General features: G+C 62.0%; 20 protein-coding genes and 3 pseudogenes. 16 read left to right on the top strand and 7 right to left on the bottom strand.

All coding sequences use genetic code 11. From position 1 onward, the window contains the following. Window positions 1-10 precede the first annotated feature (10 nt). From bigR to ACFPOB_RS28920, 4 genes and pseudogenes are all read left to right on the top strand, one after another. Window positions 11-319, top strand: coding sequence for a sulfite-sensing transcriptional repressor BigR (gene bigR / locus ACFPOB_RS28905; RefSeq protein ID WP_089172800.1), 309 nt, complete (start codon window positions 11-13; stop codon window positions 317-319). Further along, the gene (locus ACFPOB_RS28910) at window positions 316-723 is read left to right on the top strand and encodes a YeeE/YedE family protein (protein WP_089172801.1); all 408 of its coding nucleotides are present in this window, start codon (window positions 316-318) and stop codon (window positions 721-723) included. Before bigR ends, ACFPOB_RS28910 begins: the two co-directional genes overlap by 4 nt. Next, window positions 720-1,169: a YeeE/YedE family protein gene (locus tag ACFPOB_RS28915; RefSeq protein WP_089172802.1), complete on the top strand. Its 450-nt coding sequence runs from the start codon at window positions 720-722 to the stop codon at window positions 1,167-1,169. Before ACFPOB_RS28910 ends, ACFPOB_RS28915 begins: the two co-directional genes overlap by 4 nt. A 66-nt stretch (window positions 1,170-1,235) precedes the next feature. Then, a pseudogene (locus tag ACFPOB_RS28920) lies at window positions 1,236-1,562 on the top strand (transposase); the annotation flags it as partial. 271 nt (window positions 1,563-1,833) lie between these two features. Here the strand turns inward: ACFPOB_RS28920 and ACFPOB_RS28925 are convergent. After that, window positions 1,834-2,868, bottom strand: coding sequence for an IS110 family RNA-guided transposase (locus ACFPOB_RS28925; RefSeq protein ID WP_377801666.1), 1,035 nt, complete (start codon window positions 2,866-2,868; stop codon window positions 1,834-1,836). Between the two features lie 32 nt (window positions 2,869-2,900). On the opposite strand from ACFPOB_RS28925, the pseudogene ACFPOB_RS28930 reads away from it, so the two are divergent. Beyond that, window positions 2,901-3,824: pseudogene (locus ACFPOB_RS28930) on the top strand (IS3 family transposase); the annotation flags it as partial. Window positions 3,825-3,863: 39 nt separating this feature from the next. Here ACFPOB_RS28930 and hisI read toward each other — a convergent pair. From hisI to ACFPOB_RS28950, 4 genes are all read right to left on the bottom strand, one after another. Further along, window positions 3,864-4,280: a phosphoribosyl-AMP cyclohydrolase gene (gene hisI, locus ACFPOB_RS28935; protein WP_089172804.1), complete on the bottom strand. Its 417-nt coding sequence runs from the start codon at window positions 4,278-4,280 to the stop codon at window positions 3,864-3,866. 6 nt (window positions 4,281-4,286) lie between these two features. After that, window positions 4,287-4,937: an SCO family protein gene (locus tag ACFPOB_RS28940; protein ID WP_377801667.1), complete on the bottom strand. Its 651-nt coding sequence runs from the start codon at window positions 4,935-4,937 to the stop codon at window positions 4,287-4,289. Between the two features lie 46 nt (window positions 4,938-4,983). Continuing rightward, a complete protein-coding gene (locus ACFPOB_RS28945; protein ID WP_089172826.1) occupies window positions 4,984-5,286 on the bottom strand; it encodes a hypothetical protein in 303 nt (100 codons plus the stop codon). 312 nt (window positions 5,287-5,598) lie between these two features. Then, entirely contained in the window at window positions 5,599-6,339 is a 741-nt protein-coding gene (locus ACFPOB_RS28950; protein WP_089172827.1) for a hypothetical protein, read from the bottom strand. Between the two features lie 804 nt (window positions 6,340-7,143). Here ACFPOB_RS28950 and ACFPOB_RS28955 point away from each other — a divergent pair. The 4 genes from ACFPOB_RS28955 (at window position 7,144) to ACFPOB_RS28970 (ending at window position 10,476) form a co-directional block, all read left to right on the top strand. After that, window positions 7,144-7,500: a TFIIB-type zinc ribbon-containing protein gene (locus ACFPOB_RS28955; protein WP_089172909.1), complete on the top strand. Its 357-nt coding sequence runs from the start codon at window positions 7,144-7,146 to the stop codon at window positions 7,498-7,500. A gap of 668 nt (window positions 7,501-8,168) precedes the next feature. Then, the gene (locus ACFPOB_RS28960) at window positions 8,169-8,753 is read left to right on the top strand and encodes a DUF4337 domain-containing protein (protein WP_089172829.1); all 585 of its coding nucleotides are present in this window, start codon (window positions 8,169-8,171) and stop codon (window positions 8,751-8,753) included. Between the two features lie 218 nt (window positions 8,754-8,971). Continuing rightward, the gene (locus ACFPOB_RS28965) at window positions 8,972-9,982 is read left to right on the top strand and encodes a diacylglycerol/lipid kinase family protein (protein ID WP_377801668.1); all 1,011 of its coding nucleotides are present in this window, start codon (window positions 8,972-8,974) and stop codon (window positions 9,980-9,982) included. A gap of 284 nt (window positions 9,983-10,266) precedes the next feature. Beyond that, window positions 10,267-10,476: a hypothetical protein gene (locus tag ACFPOB_RS28970; protein ID WP_191124827.1), complete on the top strand. Its 210-nt coding sequence runs from the start codon at window positions 10,267-10,269 to the stop codon at window positions 10,474-10,476. A 232-nt stretch (window positions 10,477-10,708) separates the two neighbouring features. Here ACFPOB_RS28970 and ACFPOB_RS28975 read toward each other — a convergent pair whose 3' ends face one another. After that, on the bottom strand, window positions 10,709-10,927 hold the full coding sequence (locus ACFPOB_RS28975) for a hypothetical protein (RefSeq protein ID WP_068078947.1): 219 nt from the start codon (window positions 10,925-10,927) through the stop codon (window positions 10,709-10,711). Between the two features lie 101 nt (window positions 10,928-11,028). On the opposite strand from ACFPOB_RS28975, the gene ACFPOB_RS28980 reads away from it, so the two are divergent. The 7 genes and pseudogenes from ACFPOB_RS28980 (at window position 11,029) to ACFPOB_RS29010 (ending at window position 14,964) form a co-directional block, all read left to right on the top strand. After that, a complete protein-coding gene (locus ACFPOB_RS28980) occupies window positions 11,029-11,343 on the top strand; it encodes a cold-shock protein (RefSeq protein WP_157732857.1) in 315 nt (104 codons plus the stop codon). 13 nt (window positions 11,344-11,356) lie between these two features. After that, window positions 11,357-11,689, top strand: a pseudogene (locus tag ACFPOB_RS28985) (HAD family hydrolase); the annotation flags it as partial. 55 nt (window positions 11,690-11,744) lie between these two features. Next, window positions 11,745-12,053 carry a hypothetical protein gene (locus ACFPOB_RS28990; RefSeq protein WP_248307694.1) on the top strand — a complete coding sequence of 103 codons (309 nt, stop codon included), beginning with the start codon at window positions 11,745-11,747 and terminating at the stop codon, window positions 12,051-12,053. A 104-nt stretch (window positions 12,054-12,157) separates the two neighbouring features. After that, window positions 12,158-12,793 (top strand): peroxiredoxin, encoded by a 636-nt coding sequence (locus tag ACFPOB_RS28995; RefSeq protein WP_089172834.1) that lies wholly within the window; start codon window positions 12,158-12,160, stop codon window positions 12,791-12,793. 37 nt (window positions 12,794-12,830) lie between these two features. Continuing rightward, window positions 12,831-13,451 carry an MBL fold metallo-hydrolase gene (locus tag ACFPOB_RS29000; protein ID WP_191124828.1) on the top strand — a complete coding sequence of 207 codons (621 nt, stop codon included), beginning with the start codon at window positions 12,831-12,833 and terminating at the stop codon, window positions 13,449-13,451. Continuing rightward, a complete protein-coding gene (locus tag ACFPOB_RS29005; protein ID WP_377801669.1) occupies window positions 13,372-14,427 on the top strand; it encodes a DsbA family protein in 1,056 nt (351 codons plus the stop codon). The genes ACFPOB_RS29000 and ACFPOB_RS29005 overlap by 80 nt, the downstream gene beginning before the upstream one ends. Window positions 14,428-14,526: 99 nt before the next feature. Further along, a complete protein-coding gene (locus tag ACFPOB_RS29010) occupies window positions 14,527-14,964 on the top strand; it encodes a MerR family transcriptional regulator (protein ID WP_089172836.1) in 438 nt (145 codons plus the stop codon). Here ACFPOB_RS29010 and ACFPOB_RS29015 read toward each other — a convergent pair. Continuing rightward, window positions 14,951-15,169, bottom strand: a 219-nt coding sequence (locus tag ACFPOB_RS29015) for a hypothetical protein (RefSeq protein WP_377801670.1), incomplete at its 5' end; no start/stop codon positions are given. The genes ACFPOB_RS29010 and ACFPOB_RS29015 overlap by 14 nt on opposite strands.

Here is a 15,169-nt window from a genome sequence, read left to right on the forward strand (position 1 = left end):
GTCCGCCACCATGCCGCCGGAGGAGATGGCAAGCCGGGCAGAAGAGGTCGCGTCCCTTCTGAAGACGATGGCACATCCCGTGCGGCTGATGCTCGCCTGCACCCTGGCCGAAGGGGAGCACTCGGTCGGTGAGTTGGAGGAGGAGCTCGGCGTCCGTCAGCCGACCCTTTCGCAGCAGCTCGGCGTGCTTCGCGAGGCGGGTGTCGTGCAAACGCGCCGCGAGGCCAAGCAGATATTCTATCGCCTGTCGGAGGAAAAGGCGGCTCAGCTCATCACGGCACTCTATGCCATTTTTTGCAGTCCGGAGGGGCGGAGATGACGCCTTACCTGCCCGCGCTTTTTGGCGGCATGCTGCTCGGTCTCTCCGCCGTCCTGCTGCTCGTCGCCAACGGTCGGATCGCCGGCATCAGCGGCATCCTGGGAAACCTGCTCGGCGGCAGACCCGTTTGGGCCGATGCAGCCTTCGTCGTTGGTCTTCTCGCAGGGCCATTCTTCTACGCAGCAGCCTTCGGCCGATTCCCGGCCGTGACCATCGCAACCACCTGGCCCCTTGTCCTTGCCTCCGGTTTGCTCGTGGGCATCGGCACCCGTATGGGCTCGGGCTGCACGTCCGGCCACGGCATCCTCGGCCTTGCCCGCTTCTCGAAACGCTCCTTTGCCGCGACCGCTACCTTCCTCGCTGCTGGGATCGTCGCGGCAACAAGCATGGGGTTGCTGAGATGAGCGGTCCCATTTTTGCCCGCCCCGCCATCGCCCTGCTTGCGGGCGCGATATTCAGCTTCGGCCTGTCGCTATCCGGGATGGTCGACCCCGCGCGCGTCCTCGGCTTCCTCGACATCGCGAGTGGCGATTGGGACCCGAGCCTGATGTTCGTGCTCGGCGGTGCGGTGCTCGTCGCGATGCCAGGCGTCGTGCTCCAGCGCAGCATGACGAAGCCGGTTCTGGATGCACGATTTCATTTGCCGGAGAAGACGCAGATCGACGCGCCCCTTCTCATAGGATCGGCGATTTTCGGCATCGGCTGGGGGCTCGCCGGCTTCTGCCCGGGACCGGCCATTTCCGCCTTTTTGATGGGGCTGCCGCTTGTCCTCCTGTTCGTCGCCGCCATGGCCGCGGGCATGGTCTTGTACGACCGGGTCCTAGCAGTCGGCTTTAACATGCCACGGTGAAACGGCCCCCGAATTCCCCGGACAGGTCTCACCCTTAAAATAAGGGTTGGGAGTAATGTCGTGTCTATGACTGGTTCTTATCCGAAGGTTGAGGTCCTGACCGGGCCTGAGCGGCGTCGCCGGTGGTCGGTTGCGGAGAAGTTGGAGATCGTCGCGCAGACGCGCGAGGCGGGTGTCACGGTCAGCCTTGTGGCACGCCGGTGCGGCGTGTCGCCGAACCAGCTTTTCACGTGGCGGCGGCTTGCCGAGCAAGGGGCGCTGACCGCGACGGCGGCCGAGGAGGAAGTGGTCCCGGCCTCCGCCTTCCGGGCGCAGCAGGAGCAAATCCGCGAATTGCAGCGGCTCCTGGGCAAGAAGACCCTGGAGGTGGAAATCCTGAAGGACGCCCTCGAACTGGCGGAGGATATAAAACGTATGGCCCGCCCCGTCTGCAAGAGGATTCTACGGCGTTCTGATCTCAGTCTGCGTCAACGTATACGGTCTTGTGAGCACGCTCACAGCCAAGATGGACATCCGCGCGTTCAGAGCCCCATAAAAACGACGGCATTTAATGCCATTTTTATACTCGGGCTTTCCAAACGCCGATCGACTGATCAGGCCATCTTCACGATCCTTCCTGCAAACCTCGTTGGGCTACATGCGCGGTTGCACGTGGCCGATCAGATCATGCTGCTGCTGCCAAGTAGCCACGTTCAAAGCGCGTCTCCTTGCGCAGGGTAGCCCAGGCAATCCTCGCCAGCTTGTTGGCCAGGGCCACCACCACGGCATTGCGGTGAACGCCTCGCTCGATCATGGCCTTGAGCCATCGCCCCATGGGTGTGTCGCTGTTTGAAAGCGACGGTAATGCCGCACGCGCACCGTGGATGAGCAAAGTGCGCAGATAGGTGTTGCCGCGCTTGGATATGCCCAGCAGTCGAGCTTTGCCGCCCGTACTGTACTGCCGGGGAACCAACCCGAGCCATGCGCCCAGGTCGCGGGCCTTGGCAAAGCTACTCGCATTGCCCACCGCAGCGATCAGGGCCGTCGCGTTGAGCGCGCCGACGCCCGGGATCGATGTCAGCCTTCTCGCCGCCGCGTCGTGACGCGCCAATTCGACGAACTCGCCATTCAGCGCCGTGATCTTCGCGTCGAGTTCCTTCCATTCGACGCAAAGCTCGCCGACCAGTTGGCGCACGCGCGGGGACAACAGGCCGTCATCCTCGGCCAGCAGGTCATCGACACCCAGCTCAAGTTTGCGGCGCCCTGCCGGAAATGTCACTCCGCGTTCCAGCAGGATCGCGCGCAGTTGATTGATGAGACTGGTTCGCTCGGCAACCAGGCGCGAACGCACCCGGTGCAGCGTCTGGATGTCCAACTGCTCCTGGCTCTTGAGTTCAATAAAACGCATCGTCGGCCGCGACGCGGCCTCGGCGATCCCCTCGGCATCGCGATCATCGTTTTTCTGGGCTTTGATATAGGGGCGAACATACTCAGGCGACATCAGCCGGATCTCGTGCCCTTGCGCCGCGAACAGGCGACCCAAATGATGGGCACCGCAGCACGCTTCCATCGCCACCACGCAGGCCGGTAGCTTCGTCACATAGTCGATCAGCGTCTGCCGACGCATTGTTCGACGCACGACTACTGCACCGGCCGCATTCACGCCGACCACACTGCAAGAGTTCTTGCCCAGATCAACGCCGAGGATCACAATAGACATTGGCTCGCTCCTTTCCTTCCTTCATCGACGGCATCATACAAGAGGCCGGGATTAGGGCGGGCCATTCCATAAAAACGGAGATTGCGGTCGCTGTCGCTGCCCAAGGACGGTTTGCCATGAACACCGTCGCCGCGACGCTGGACGTGGCCCGTTCGCATCTCGCCGCCCGGCTGGCGCAGCGGACGGCCGGGCGCTCTCCCCAGCGCAGAGGCCGTCCGCCCCTGCCGGAAGAGGCGCTCCTGGCCGAGATCGAGACGGTCATCGAGGACATGCCAACCTACGGCTATGCTCGCGTCTGGGCCAGATTGCGCCGCAAAGCCCTGACCGAGGGCCGTGCGCCCGCCAATCGCAAGCGCGTCTATCGGGTGATGAAGGTCCATGGCCTTCTGCTCGAACGCCATGCTGGCGGGGTCGAGCGCCGTCACGACGGCCGCATCGCCGTCGAACGCTCCAACCTGCGCTGGTGCTCGGACGGCTTCGAGATCGGCTGCGACAACGGCGAAAAGGTCCGCGTCGCCTTCGCGCTCGATTGCTGCGACCGGGAAGCCATTGGCCATGTCGCCACCACCGAGGGCATCAAGGGCGAAGATGTCTGCGACCTGATGGTCACCGCCGTCGAGCACCGCTTCGGCAAGGTCAACCGCCTGCCGCAGACCATCGAATGGCTGACCGATAACGGCTCCTGCTACATCGCAGGTCCGACCCGCCGCTTTGCCCGCGATATCGGCCTGGAGCCGCTCACAACTCCGGTCCAGAGCCCGCAGAGCAACGGCATGGCCGAAGCCTTCGTGCGAACCTTCAAGCGCGACTACGTCTCGGTGAATCCCATCCCCGATGCCAAAACCGTCATGCTCGCCCTGCCGGAATGGTTCGACCACTACAACGAGCTTCACCCGCACAGGTCGCTCGGATATCGTTCACCCCGCGAGTTCATCGCGGCCCATGCAGCACCGTGAGAAATGTCCGGGCTTTTGGGGGCTACAACACACGGAGCCTCAAGCGCCGGCACACAAGCGAATGAGCGGAGCTTCGGCGCCTGCGCGTAGGGGCTTGGCGCGATAGAAACAGGAACACCGGCCAGTATGGCAGCAACCGCCATCGCCGGCGACATTGACCTTAAGCCAGAGCGCGTCCTGGTCGCAATCGATGCGCATCTCGACGATCGTCTGGACCTGGCCCGAAGTGTCGCCCTTGTGCCAAAGCTGCTGGCGTGAGCGCGACCAGTACCAGGCTTCGCCGGTCTCGATGCTGCGCCCCAGGGCGTCCGCATTCATATGCGCGACCATCAGTAGCTCGCCGGTCTCGGCATCGGTGGTGACGCAGGTGATCAGGCCATTGGTGTCGAAGCGCGGCGCGAGTTGCGTGCCGTCCTCGAGGGCGTGCTTGTCCGAGAGGACGGGGAAAGCTGTCATTGGTGGCTAGCCTCTCGCGTTCAACAAGAGCCGGATCTTCTCCAGCGCCGCCGCGTCGTCCTCATGATAGTCGATCATACTCTTGAAGCGGCCCTTGGCGTCCATCAGGTAGACCGACGCCGTATGGTCCATGGTGTAACCATTATCAGTCGGAATCCGCTTGGCGTAGGCCTTGTAGGCCGAGAGCGCGGCATCGACCTGCGCCTGGGTGCCGGACAGGCCGACGATCCGGGAATCAAAAGATTGCAGGTAAAGCGCCATCTGCGCGGGTGTGTCGCGTTCCGGGTCAACCGTGACAAAGAGAACCTGCAGGCGATCCGCGTCGGGGCCGAGCTTGCCGAGCTGGTTGCTGATCTCGAACAGCGTCGTCGGGCAAACCTCCGGGCAATGGGTGAACCCGAAGAACACCAGCGTCGGCTTGCCCAGATAGGTCGCTTCCGTGACGGTCTCGCCCTTGTGGTTGACGAGCGTGAACGGGCTGCCGGCGGCGAATGCAGCGACCTCGATCTGCTTTCGGCCGGGGCCGTCGACCTGCCACCAGCCGATCAGGATCGCGGCACTGACGAAGGCCAGGATGGCGACGGCGGCCCAGCCGCGAGATGTGCGGTCCGGCGGCAGTAGGGCCGAACCTAGCGAGAATCGATCTTTGCCCACCATGCCAGCGGTCAAGCGGACCTGCTTACGGGTCCCGGCATACGTCGCGTCAAGTCCGCCGGCCGACAGCGAGCTTGGCCGCCTCCACGGCGCCGGTGCACTGCGGAGCAATCTCGACGAGGACGACGTCCGGGCCAGCCGCCCCAGTCCAGAAGCGGATCACCTGGGTGACGCCCCAGACCGGATTCTCGCTCACACGTGTGACGACCACGGGCGCTGCGGCGCGGGCGCAGGCAACGACTTTCTCAGCGTTTTCGCGCGGGATGCCGAGCGCCGAGAGCTGGCGGGTGATGGCCCCCTGGACCGGATCGAGGATCAGGAGCGAGACCAGCGCGGCGATGAATGTTTGCATGACGATTGATCTCCATAAGGTCGCCCACTTCTGAGCGCTAGCCACGGATCGTCTTCGCTGGTTGGCGATGTGACCTCACCTTCTGTACAAGCTGAGGTCGCTCGAGGTTCAAGAGAAAAGTCCGGCGTGCTTTCCGAGCAGACCGGCATCCTGAAGGAAGCATTCGCCATGCGCGCCGCCGCATCCCTCGTACGATGGAACACCACGATGCGTCGGCCTGGCCAGCATTATCCTCACAGTGATCTTGTCGTCGAACGTGCAACGGAGCATCAGGCTCTTATCCGCGCATTTCTACGTTCGCTTTGTCCCATGCTACGGGACGAAATCGTTCATGCGAATGGTGTCCAACTGCAAGCTGATCACTCTCTTCAAGAAGTCTAATCGCCCCTTCCGGACATAGAGCTTGTAGCTCGCGACCGCGAACGCATCAGGGTTCAATTCGTACGTCGTATCGTTAACCTCCAGCGTATTCACGAAACCTTCTTCGGAGCGATACGGCTCAAGAACTCGCGCCTTGAGATTAGGAGGCATAAGATCAATCTGTACCGCGTAGGCTAGGGCTTCGTGCCATGAGCGTGGAAGCTTATCATAGCTGCCCGCCATAAGTTGAGCCAGCTCCGCATGAACAATCTCGTGCTGCAGGATTGAATGAGCGAATTCCTGGTCCCAGGCGAGTCCCCAAGGCCTTCGCTGGGAGATCCAAGGCGAATGAGAGCTCGTCATCTGCAGTTCTTTGGTTCCAGCCCGATAGATGCCGCTGACGCGGATGAGGCTGGTTTCGTTGGTTAGCGGGTTGACCACATCGACGTAGACTTCGCGTTGAAATCGGATCGTCAGCTCGGGATCAATCCTCAACTCGCCTCGCTCGAAATAGTGAAGGACTTCCTCGATAGCGCGACACGCTTCATCACGTTCGTCCAGAGAACCATCGACAAAAAGCCGTGTATGACCACAGGCGGCCTGGACGGAAGTTAAACCGAATGTCGATGCGAGCAAGCCGGCCCAAAGCCAAATGGAAAAAAATCGAGCTTTGCGTCTCACCGCAACATCCATCACGAGGCCCGCCTTGGCGCGCTGCTCAACCTAAAACAACGGCGAGGCAAGAAAAACCTTAGTGCATGTGAACCTGTCGTACCAGCCCCTGCGCCTCCAACTTGGCGCTTGACACATCGTCCGTCTTTTTACTTGTGCCGCCTCATGCGGATCGATTGGCTTCCGTGCGAGCTTGCCTTCCGAAGAAGGCACCTCGCCGCTGACGAAACTGTCCTCCAGGGGCCAGGCCGCGCCACACAGGATCCCGACATCGGCGACATTCGAGGCTGACCCGTCGGGCTTGAAGAGCATGCTCAGGCCGGAGCCGGCGAAGAGCGCGTTCTTTCGGGTCAGGGCAATGATGGAGTCATTGTGCTCCCGAGCAATCCCGACCGGAGCCGCCCCCCACGGCCCGACCCTAGATGCGCAGCCGAGCTCCGAGGCATTGTCATGGATTGACGCCGCTGTGCGGAACGAGACCGCGCCTGCAGCTGCGGTGCCAATCCCCTTACCATTGCCCCCTGGCCCGACCTTCGCGCCGCTCCTCGAGCCAAGGGCAGACAAGATCAGCAGCATCCGCACAACATTACCGATCTGTATAGCTCAGGTCACATGGCTCCAACGGTGGGACGCCCATATCAAATGGGTTCCATCGTCGCCGGATGCTTTGGCGCTACCTTGCGAAGCAATCCGGAGGCCCGAGTGCGCATTCGTCTTCAGTAAGACCCGGAGGCGCAGCCTCAATATTTGCCCGGGCAGAGTGGCTCGGGAGGGAGAGCGACTATGTCAGACCAAGTGCAAGCCGCGCAGGCAACAGCGGAAGGAATGCAGTGCCCGATCTGCCGGGTGGCCTTGGTCATGACCGAGCGGCAAGGGGTCGAGATCGATTACTGCCCACGATGTCGCGGTGTCTGGCTGGACCGTGGCGAGCTGGACAAGATTATCGAGCGAAGCGCGATGCAGCCCGACGCTTCGGCCCCGCCGGCGGCAAGCTTCTTGCCTCAACCGTCGCCAACCCCAGCGCAAACCCCAGGCGGATTTCTGCCGCAGCCGGGGTCTGGAGTCTATCCGCCGCACTATCCCGCTGGCCAGTACGCTGCCGATCCACGTTACCGAGACAGTTGTGACTCTCGGGAGGGCGACCGGCGCCGAGGTTCGTTTCTGTCTCGGTTGTTCGACTGAGCAAGAAGCCGTGCCGCTCCTGAGACCGCTCCCGTTCACACCCGGCCAGTTGACCCGAATGACAGCAGTCCTTGTTGCTGAAACCGCCAGAATGCAGAACGCGCCCGTATTCCGCAACGCCGGCGCGGGCCAGCAGCGTGGCTCGTCTTAGCGGGCATTCTAACCGCCATTGTGGCTCTCCTCGCCGTTGTCCTCGGCGACCGGCATCAAGGCCGGTTCGAGCCGACCCTCGTCGAAAATGGTCGATTGCTACCCGGCCGCTTTCGATGGCCTCGAACCTTGCTGACAAGCCGCTGTCTCCCTCAACTCTTGGCTTGCAGCATCCTCGGTACACCCACCGGCTCGTGAGTTCGCTGTGTCGGACTATTGAGACCGGTCGCGGCGCGCGGCTGCTCGCTCGAGCCGCGCCGGGGTCGAGAGCGCGACAGCTAGACTATGCTCGCCCCACGCGGAATTCCGTTGGAGATCGGTATCGCGCGGCACGGACTCGAGTTGCCTGACCTGGCGCGCTAGGCCGTCGACAAGGACTGGCGGACCATCATCGCGGGCGGCGGCAACGGTACCATCAACGCCGTTGTCGCAACCTGGTCGGCAGAGACGTGATCACCCGCGACGCTGCTCACGAGCGCCCGTCCGCGAACCCCGACCGATTATAGGAGAGAGCCAGCATGGACACGCGAGAGCACCAAGAGGCGATCAAAGAGGCGGTCCACAACCACGGCAACCGGCGGGTCGCGCTCCTGATCGCAGTCCTTGCCGCCTTCCTTGCCCTCACCGAGATGCGGGGCAAGGGTGCGCAACTCGATTCGCTCGCCGCCAACATCGAGGCCGCCAACCTCTGGTCCTTTTTTCAGGCCAAGACGATCCGGCAGACCACGCTGCGGACGGCTGCGGAGGGGTTGGAAGCAGTCGGGGGCGCCGGCCTGCCGACGGATCGCGCGGAAGCCGTCGTCAAACGCGTTCAGGCATGGCGTGCGACGGCCGAGCGCTACGAGACCGAGCCCTCCACCAACGAGGGTCGCAAGGAACTCATCGCGCGCGCCAAGAGCGCCGAGGCGCAGCGTGATCGCGCCCTCTCCGCCTATCACCTCTATGAATATGGCGCCGCCGGGCTGCAACTCGCAATCGTGCTGGCCTCCGCGTCACTGATCGCGGGGGTGGCCTGGCTCACCTGGCTTGGTGGTGCACTCGGTGCTGTCGGAGTGGCTTTCGCCGTGCTCGGGTGGCTTGCTCCGACCCTGGTGCACCTATGATGGCACTGGATTGGGGCGGGGCATCCGCCAACATGGCGCCGGCCGTCGCGGCCCGGGGGGCAAAGTACCGAAAGGCCGAACGGCGCGCCCTCCTCTTCCGGGAGAGGCGGACGCTGGGCGCAGCGTGAATTGAGTAGGCACACGTGGAGCGGACGCATTCTCCTTGCGAAAGAAGATTTCGCGAGCCTGTCCCCAATGCAGAGCAATCCGGAGAAGCCATGACCACCAGCCACTCTGCACAACATCCAGCGTTTGACCGTCGTGTGGAAAAGGCTGCACTGGCGCAAGAGATTAAGGAAAGCCGCCGCGCAGTTCTCGTCGTGAACACGCGGTCGCGGCGCGGTGCGCGGGCCTATTCGGAGGCGAAGCGGCGACTCATTGAAGCGGGAATCATTCTGGACGCTTCCTATCCGGTCCGGCATTCTGAGAGATTGCCGGAGATCGTGCGAGAAGAGATCGCCAAAGGGCGCAAGTTCATTATCGTAGGCGGAGGCGATGGCACCATCAGTTCGGTGGTCGACCATTTTGCCTATGTCAGCGTCGTCCTCGGAGTGTTGCCGCTGGGTACAGCCAACAGTTTTGCCCGCACGCTCGGGATTCCACTTGATCTGCCTGGAGCGATTGACATCCTAGTCAGCGGGAAGGTCTTTGATGTCGATCTTGGCAAGATCAACGATGGCTACTTTGCCAATGGGTCATCGATCGGAATGCCGGCCGTTATTGGACGGGCGACACCGCACGCCTTGAAAAAATGGCTTGGCCGGGGCGCGTACCTTCTGGTCGGGGCAAGCAAGTTCATGCGTTATGGGCCTTTCCGATGCATCATCACCATCAATGGTGAGGAAACCTCATTCGATGCGCTCGACGTTCGGATTGCGAATGGAGGATATCAAGGCGGTGTTCTGGTTGCGCCCGACGCCAACCCTGATGACGGCCAGATCGTCGTCCATATCCTCACGGAGCCGTCCAAATGGGCGTTGGGCAAGGAATGGGCGCGCGTCGCCCTCCGCGCCCCGTTTAGGGCTGCCGATATTGAGGTCCTCAAAGCCCCAGAGCTGGTGATCGACACCGTCCCAAAACAGGACGTTGCCGTCGATGGCGAGGTCATCACGAAGACGCCGATCCGAGTGTCGGTCGGACGTGAAGCCCTCATTGTGATGGTGCCCCCAGCGTTCGTTGAGCGCGTTGACCCCGGTTCAGAAGGCACAAGCCAGGGGACCATGACGTGAGATGGATCCTGATCTATTTTGCAGAACGGTTGGCGCGTGATCCGGCCCTGCGGACTCGCCTCCGCGCTGTGCTCAACGGCCTTGGAAGACGGGGCGGACGTCGTCGTTCGGAGGACCTCACCATCGATCAAGCCGGGTCAAGGCCGTCCTGGCAGGCGTCACAAGAGGCTCTACCACTCCCCCGTGGCGGCGGCAGGCGTGCTCAAACCCTCATCTGGATGCTCGGCAGCGGACTGCTCTTACTCTGGGTGGTACTGGTCGGCCTCGCTTACGGACTTTGGGCAATGTTCGGCGACTGGGCTATCACGCAGGCGGGCGACATCAGCCGCGGCGTGGGGCTATCGGAGTTGGCCGGCCCGATTGCGTCGTTAGGAACTCGCGTCCGTGAGCTGGTTGGGCCGGCTCTGGCGGTAATGGGTATTACGGTTTCGGCGGTGATCCTGATCGTGACCGCCTTTACGGCCCGGCTGCTGGGCGGTCCGATAAGGCGCTGAGGTGTGTGTGACATCCCGCTGTCGCTCGACGAAGCCTGTCTCGCTGTCACTGAGAACAAGCAGGCGATTGATCGCGACGGACATCGCGATGTTGAGCCGGACCGGGTCCGAAAATCGATCGGCGCCACGGCCAGAGAGCTATCCACAATGATCAGCCCATGAGGTCTCGATTGCTCGCCTGAGACATTTCCGCGCCGACATCGGTCGCAATGCGGCTCCCGACCGCTGGTGGCTACTCGACCATTTTCCGGTATCGATCCAGGGTTCGGCGCACGAGGTCGGCCTCGTCGAGCGCGACATGTGCGAAGTGTGCGACGAGGGAGGCAACGCGCGTCCGCTCGCGCTCCTGATCGCCGTCAGGAACACTCGGTCTCACCTCGTTCCAAACGAGATCGAACGCCGCATGCGCGCGGGCGACGTCGATAGGATCGTTCAACGAAGAAAACGGCATGGTCCGATCATCATGTTCCGGTGGTCGCCTTCGCGAACCGCCGGATTGTGCAATCCCAGCATCCTGCGACGATGGCGCGCCTTTTTTTAGGAGATGCGACGATGGCGACTGGCACCGTGAAGTGGTTCAACGCCACGAAGGGTTTCGGCTTTATCGGCGCAGCGGCGAAGCGCGGTCTGCTGATCAAGGGCGGCAAGTATGTCGAGGCGATCAAGAGCGCCGACGTCGTGCTCGTCGATAAAGCCGGCACACTGACCACCGGCAAGCCCAAGGTCACTGATGTCGTATCGCTCGACGGAGCCGCAGAGGCGACGTTGCTGCGGCTCGCCGCTACGGCGGAACGCCATTCAGAACACCCGCTGGCCGAGGCGGTCCGCGTTTACGCGCGAGCAGCACCCGCGCCCCGGCGAACCTGAGCGATTTGAAGCCTTGCTGGGCAGGGGCATCCGTGCTGTGATTGAAGGCCAGACGGTCGTGATTGGCAATCGTCGTCTTGTTCCCATCGACGATGGTCACCCGATCGTCTCCCGTCGGGAATCCGAAGGAAAGACGTTGCTGATCATGGCGATCGATGGCCCACCCAGCGGCATACTGGCTGCGATGGATAATGTGCGGCCGGAGGTTTCGACGGCCATCGATGAAATCCGGAAGCTCGGCATTCAACGCCCCGAACTGCGGACCGGAGGCAACGAACGGACTGCGGCTGCCATCGCCAGTCCGCTCGGGATCGGCTTCCAGGCAAACCTTTTGCCTGAAGACAAGATCCGCGCTGTCCGGGAATTGCAGGCCAAAGGCCATCGCGTGGTCATGGTCGGAGATGGCCGACGACGCGCCTGCCTTGGCGCAAACCGACGTCGGCATCGCCATGGGCGGCGGGACGGATGTTGCCATGGAGGCTGCACACATCGTGTTGATGCGCGAGGATTGGGGCTTGATGGCCGATTGCTTCAGGATCGCGCGGCGAACCATGGCCGTGGTGAAGATCAATGTCGCCGCGTTCTACAACCTGGCGGGCCTTTCCCTCGCGGCCTTCGGGATAATCCCATCGGACCCTGGCGGCTTCGCTCCAGGCGATCCTGATATCGGCATCCTGGCGAATTCGTCGCGCCTGATCCGACAGAAATGAGGTTTCTCGGCCGGGGCGTGTTCGATTGCCCCTGCTGGAAACTAACCCGAGGCTGACCACGGTCAGACCACCATCGCCAATCCCAACAGGAAAGGGAAACGACCATGACACTGCAACTCGGCGACGTCGTTCCGGACTTCACCGCGGAAACGACAAAAGGAGCAATCAGCTTTCATGATTGGATTGAGGGCTCCTGGGCAGTGTTGTTCTCTCATCCGAAGAACTTCACCCCCGTCTGCACCACCGAGCTCGGCGATGTTGCGCGCTTGAAGCCGGAATTCGACCAGCGCGGCGTCAAGGTGATCGGGCTCAGCGTGGATGAGCTCGCCAATCACGGCGAGTGGGAGGATGATATCGAGGAGACGCAGGGCCAGCGCGTCAACTTCCCGCTCATCGCCGATTCCGATCGGAAGGTCGCCGGCCTGTACGGGATGATCCATCCCAATGCCAGCGACACGATGACGGTACGCTCGGTCTTCGTGATCGGACCCGACAAGAAGCTGAAGCTGTCGTTGACCTATCCGGCGAGCACCGGACGCAACTTCGATGAGATTCTGCGCACGATCGATTCACTTCAGCTCACAGCGAAGCACAGCGTGGCAACCCCGTCGAATTGGCAGCAGGGCGGCGACGTGATCATCGTCCCATCGTTGTCCAGCGAGGCCGCCAAGGAGAAGTTTCCGGCCGGCTGGAAGGAGCTCAAGCCCTATTTGCGCGTGGTGCCGCAGCCCAAGGGCTGAGGCGAGAGCCTCGTCCCCATGACGCAGGAGGAGGTCTATGAAACCCGACGTCTGGTGCGCTCGATCCAAAGCCTGCGCAGTGATCGATCCAGTATTTGACCTCGATCCCGCCTCGGGGCACACCAGTTGTAGGCCAGTCGAGCTTATTCCGAGCTTCGTGCGAGAGCGAGGATTGCGGCTCGACTGGATCCTCGACACCCACATCCATCACGACCACATCTCCGGGGCCTCCGAGCTGAGACGGCTTTTGGGCGGGGCAATCGCGATCGGTGATCGCGTTGGCGAGGTCGCTAACGCAATCGCGGATGTCTACGGCTTGGAACCCCGCTTTGGCACGCTCGATCGGTTCGACAGGTTCCTGGCAGACCGCGAAGAACTCCCGCTCGGAGACTTCACGATCAAGGTGCTCGCTACACCGGGCCACACCTTTGATCATCTAAGCTTTGTCGTCGGTGACGCCGTATTCACAGGCGATACGCTGTTCATGCCCGATTCCGGTACCGCACGATGCGATTTCCATCGCGGCAACGCCGGCGCGCTCATTCAATCGATCAAGCATATCCTCGATAGAGCCGACGATGTCGATTTGTTCGCGTGCCATGATTATGGCGCGGGCGGGCGACGTGTTCCTGCTTGGCAAAGCACGGTCGGAGCGTAGCGTCGCGCAAACATTCATATCGGCAATGGCACCGATAAAAGTGAGTTCGTTGCCCTTCGCGAGAAGCGCGATGCCAGCCTCGATATCCCGTGCTGATGTTGCGCTCGTTGGGGCGAAACTGCGCGCCGGCGGACGCCCCACTATGGTCGTGAATCAGGGTGATGAGCCACACGAATTCAGGGACAGAATGATATTGATGCAACGCGCTCCTTCCGGAGGCAGAGTTCGATCAAAGCTGGTGGGCCGAAAGCTTGGGTACCTCGCGGGGCTGCTCTTCGGAACGATTGCTTCGGCCTCAAACAGTCACGCCGAGCAAATCGACAGGGGCCAGATCCAGACGATCATCCGCGAATATATCCTCGAAAATCCGCAGATCATCGAGGAAGCCCTGACCCAACTGCAGCTTCGCGCTCAAAAGGCGGAGGCCGAGGCAAAGTCCGCGGCACTCCTCGCTGAGCGATCCGCACTGCTGGAGTCAAAAGGCGATATCGTCATGGGCAACCCCAATGGCGACGTATCGCTGGTCGAGTTCTTCGACTTCAACTGCGGCTACTGCAAGCGCGCCGCTCCCGATGTCGCTGCTCTCGTCGCCGGCGATCCGAAGCTGAGGGTCGTGTTGAAGGACCTGCCCGTTTTGGGACCGGGCTCGGTTGAAGCGGCGAAGGTCGGCCTAGCCGTGAAGCAAGTGGCCGGCGAGACCACGGCAGGCGAGTTCCACAAACGTCTCATGGATTCTCGAGGCCGCATCGATGGTTCGAGGGCTTTACAAGTGGCTGGCAAACTTGGGATCGACACCCAACGCCTGAAATCGGTTGCGGCGACCAAGGAGATTGAAGTGCAGATCTATACGAATCTCGATCTCGCGCAGCGGTTGGGCGTGACCGGTACCCCATCATTCGTGGTCGGCAATCAGCTTATGGTCGGTGCCGTTGGTCAAAAGCCGTTGGAAGAGGCCATTCGGGCAACACGAAAATAGGACGTTCAACCGTAGCAGCTGCCGGTGGCGCCATGTCTCTTCACTATCGCGCTCTGGCTCCCAATTCTGATCGGCGCTGTTGCTTTGGGGAACAGAGAGATGCGTGAGAGCAAGGTGCCTCGCTGTTCGCTGCCGATCGGAAGGTTGGCCGAAGACACTGGTGTCAAGGTTGAGACGATACGATATTACGAACGGATCAACCTACTTCCGAGGCCAACGCGGTCGGGCGGCAATCAGCGTCGCTACGCTCAGGGCGATCTCAAACGCCTAGCATTCATCAAGCATGCGCGGGATCTTGGCTTTTCCGGAGAAGGGATTAGGGCTTTACTGCGGCTCTCTGAGAGCCCCGAACTAGCCTGCGGCGAAGCCCATACCGTTGCTGCCGGCCATCTGGCAGAGGTCCGCTGCAAGATCGGCCACCTGGGCTCTCTTGAAGCCGAGCTCCAACGGATTGCAAAGGCGTGTTCCAGCGGCGTCGGCGTCAGCGATTGCGCTCTTATCGAGGCGTTGGCAGGCCGTAATTTTACTCAGGGATGATATGGAGAACTGACTGGATGCCGGCCTTCGCGCGGTTTTGCAGCAACATCAGCGCGACCTCGCTACGGAACCGCAGTTGTTTGAGACGAGGCGATTTCGGCAGCGCCGTACGCACACGAGGAGGGCCGCATGACTGAAGCCTTCGCGCGAGGGCCGCTGGCGCGATGATGGGGCGCGTGAAGGTCAGGCGGCCTTCTGATCTGCG

The organism is Allobosea eneae (assembly GCF_042657265.1).
Classification (GTDB): domain Bacteria; phylum Pseudomonadota; class Alphaproteobacteria; order Rhizobiales; family Beijerinckiaceae; genus Allobosea; species Allobosea eneae.